The organism is Cryobacterium sp. 10I5 (genome assembly GCF_035019865.1).
Classification (GTDB): domain Bacteria; phylum Actinomycetota; class Actinomycetes; order Actinomycetales; family Microbacteriaceae; genus Cryobacterium; species Cryobacterium breve_A.
Window position 1 is genome coordinate 1 of sequence record NZ_JASJVI010000169.1, and the last position, 3,177, is coordinate 3,177.

General features: G+C 71.9%; 4 protein-coding genes. 3 read left to right on the forward strand and 1 reads right to left on the reverse strand.

Annotated elements, in window-relative coordinates; translation table 11 throughout:
* Positions 1-44 precede the first annotated feature (44 nt).
* Positions 45-1,079, reverse strand: a complete 1,035-nt coding sequence (locus QN350_RS19375) for an EamA family transporter (RefSeq protein WP_323503767.1) — start codon at positions 1,077-1,079, stop codon at positions 45-47.
* 105 nt (positions 1,080-1,184) lie between these two features.
* Between QN350_RS19375 and QN350_RS19380 the strand changes: the two genes are divergently transcribed.
* From QN350_RS19380 to QN350_RS19390, 3 genes are all read left to right on the forward strand, one after another.
* Positions 1,185-1,898: a hypothetical protein gene (locus QN350_RS19380; protein WP_323503766.1), complete on the forward strand. Its 714-nt coding sequence runs from the start codon at positions 1,185-1,187 to the stop codon at positions 1,896-1,898.
* Between the two features lie 100 nt (positions 1,899-1,998).
* Positions 1,999-2,715 (forward strand): YcnI family protein, encoded by a 717-nt coding sequence (locus QN350_RS19385; protein ID WP_322138706.1) that lies wholly within the window; start codon positions 1,999-2,001, stop codon positions 2,713-2,715.
* Positions 2,716-2,724: 9 nt separating this feature from the next.
* A partial coding sequence (locus QN350_RS19390) for a copper resistance CopC family protein (RefSeq protein ID WP_323517153.1) occupies positions 2,725-3,177 on the forward strand: 453 nt, incomplete at its 3' end.

Here is a 3,177-nt window from a genome sequence, read left to right on the forward strand (position 1 = left end):
GGCGGGGGCAGGGCGCCGCGGGCGGGCGGTGCGGATGCCGCGGGTCAGGCGAGTGCGAGCATCGCGGCCGCCGCGAGCGCGAGACCGAGGCCGACCCACTGCACGGGTGCGATCCGCTCCTTGAGCACGACCGCAGCGAGCAGGATCGTCCCGGCCGGGTACATCGCGGTCAGCACACTGATAACGCTGAGGTCCCCGATCCGGATCCCGATGAGCAGCAGCAGGTTCGCCGCGACGTCGACGAGACCGCAGACCGCGGCGAGCGTCAGGCCGATCGTGAGGGTGGACCGGCTGCGCCTCCCGGTGTCGCCGGGAACCGTGGCCGGGTCTGCTGCGCGAGTCACGGCATCCGTGGCCCCGAAACCGGAGGCAGGATCGCTCCCGCCCCGGCCAGCGTTGCTGCTCACGCCGCTCGCATCGCCGCCGCTCGCATCGCCGCCGCTCGCGCCGACCCCGGCGAGCACCCGCCGCCGGTGCGCGGCGACGAACGCGAGCACGCCGACGGTCGAGAACATGATCGCGGCATTGACTGCCCGGTTGAGCACGAGCGGCACGAGTCCGCTGTCGTCGGGCGTCAGGTCGATCAGGATCAGGAACGCGCCGATCATGATCCCGGACCCGATCGCCATCAGCACCCCGAGCGTCGTCGGCCGAACCGCGCCCTTCTCCGGCACGAAGCCGACGAGCACGACCGCGACGAGTGCGAGGCCGAGGGCGGCGTATCCGACCGGAGCGAGCCGTTCGCCGCCGACGAGGCCGGCGGTCATCGGCACGATCGCCGAGACGACGGCGGTCAGGGGCGAGAGGATGCTCATCGGACCGATCGCGAGGCACGCGTACAGGAGGGAGATCGCGATCGCACCGGTCAGCCCGGAGAGCGCGCCCCAGAGCACGGCGGTCGGCGACCAGACACCGCCCACGAACGGCAGGGCGACGAGCAGGACCAGCAGCCCTGAGCTCGCGGCGACCGCGGTCACGAGGACCGCACTGAGCCTCTTGGCCGCGAGGCCGCCGAGAAAGTCGGCGCTCCCATAGATGAGGGCGCCGGCGAGTCCGACGAGGGCGGTGAGCATAGGCATCCAGCCTATGCGAGTCGCGCGCCCAGGCTCAGGCCTACACATCGCTCGCGCCGACGGCGATTCCGGCACAGGTATGGTGGGAGCGACACAGCCGGAGGAGGAACGATGACCGCACGCTGGGCACGGTTCGCCCGCGGCTGGTATATCGCGGGTTTCGCGACCTTCGTCGCGGCGCTCTCGCACACCCTCGGCGGCGGGGCGGCCCCCGGTCTCCTTCCCGTCGTCGTCTCCCTCGCGTTCGCCGGCATCGTCTGCATCGGCCTCGCCGGCCGCACTGCCTCGCTCTGGCGCACCGCGACAGCCGTGCTCGCGAGCCAGTTGATCTTCCATGGCCTGTTCTCCCTCGGAGCATCCGGCGGTTCACTGCGAACGGATGCCCCGGCCGGCACCCTGCCCGCCCACAGTCACACGGCCGGTTCCGCCCTGCTCTCGGTGCAGTCGGGAGCGACGGCCGCGCCCGGCCTGTCCGGCGTGTCCGGCCTGCCCGGCGCCCACGCCGTGCTGCCGGTGACCGGCGTGCCCGGCATGACCGGCATGTCCACGGTCCCGTTCGACGCGGCCCTGATGGTGCTCGCGCACGCACTGGCGGCCGTCGCGACGATCGTCGCCCTCCGGCACGGGGAACGTGCGCTCGGCATCCTCGTCGCGGCCGCGCGTCTTGTCGTCCGCAGGGTCCTGGTCGCCGGCAGCCTGCCGGTCCGCGCGCGCACGGCGCACCGCGGGCCGGCGCCGGCGCTCGTCTTCCTGCCCCGAGACCTCGGGGTGCTCCTGTCTGTGATGCGTCATCGCGGTCCGCCGGCGACCGTGCGTTTCGCCTAGACCAGACCGTTTTGCTTTTCGCTCCGAACCAGGGGCAGTCGCGTGCGCTTCAGCCCGATGTCCCGGTTGTTCGGTGCCGCCAACCAACTAAGGAACCACAGTGACGTTCAAGACCACCGCCCTCGCGGCATCCGCCCTGCTTGCCGGCGGCATTCTCGCGCTCGCCGCCCCGCTCTCCGCGAGCGCCCACATCGACATCGACCCGTCCTCGGCCGCTGCGGGGTCGTACTCCGTGCTGAGCTTCGCGCTCCCGCACGGCTGCGCAGGTTCGCCGACCACCTCGATCAGCATCGCCATCCCGGAGAGCGTCGTCAGCGTCACGCCGACGGTCAACCCGAACTGGACCGTCGAGAAGACCTCCACCCCGCTCGCAACCCCGCTGACGGATGAGGACGGCACCTCGATCACCGACAGGATCGGCGCCGTCGTCTACACCGCGATCACCCCGATGGCCGACGGCCTGCGCACGACGTTCGACCTCAGCCTGATGTTGCCTGCGGATGCCGCGGGCACGACCCTCGAGTTCCCCGTCGTGCAGACCTGCGTCACCGGTTCGACGAACTGGGACGCGCACACCGCCCCGGGTGAGGCCGAGCCGGAGCACCCGGCGCCGTCGATCGCCGTCACCGCGGCCGTCGCCTCCGACGAGCACGGCGCCGCCCACACCGACACCACCGCCGAAGCGAGCTCCGAATCGACGGATGCCGCGGCATCCGCCCCCGACGTGCTCGCCCGGGTGCTCGGTGTCGGCGGCCTCGTCGTCGGAGTCGTCGGTCTCGTGCTCGCGATCACCGCCCGCCGCAAGCACTCGGCTTAGGAGAGAACCATGCGAAGCAACCACGTCCGCGACTGGTCCCTGCGCGCCCTCGGCGTCGCGGCCGTGGTTGCCGCGACACTCGGGTTCTCCGCCGCCCCGGCGTCCGCGCACAACTATCCGGTGGGGTACGCGCCCGCGGAGAACTCGGTGGTGACCGAGCAGCCCGGCCGCTTCACGATCACCACGAACGACACCCTCCTGAACCTCGACGGCACCGGATCCGGCAACGCCATGCGGATCAGCGGTCCGACCTCCGCGCCTCTCTACTACGGCGACGGCTGCGTCACCCTGTTCGGCCCGAAGCTCGAGACCACGGCCCAGCTCGGCCAGCCGGGGGAGTACACGGTGACCTGGCAGGTCGTCTCGACCGACGGCCACCCGGTATCGGGCAGCTACACCTTCACGTGGCAGCCCGCAGCCGGCCAGGTGCTCGCGCCCGGTCTTGCCGCAGCCCCCATCTGC

Excerpts from the sequence above, each read along its gene's own strand:
- QN350_RS19375 (WP_323503767.1), bottom strand. The coding sequence starts at position 1,079 with ATGCCTATGCTCACCGCCCTCGTCGGACTCGCCGGCGCCCTCATCTAT.
- QN350_RS19380 (WP_323503766.1), top strand. The coding sequence starts at position 1,185 with ATGACCGCACGCTGGGCACGGTTCGCCCGCGGCTGGTATATCGCGGGT.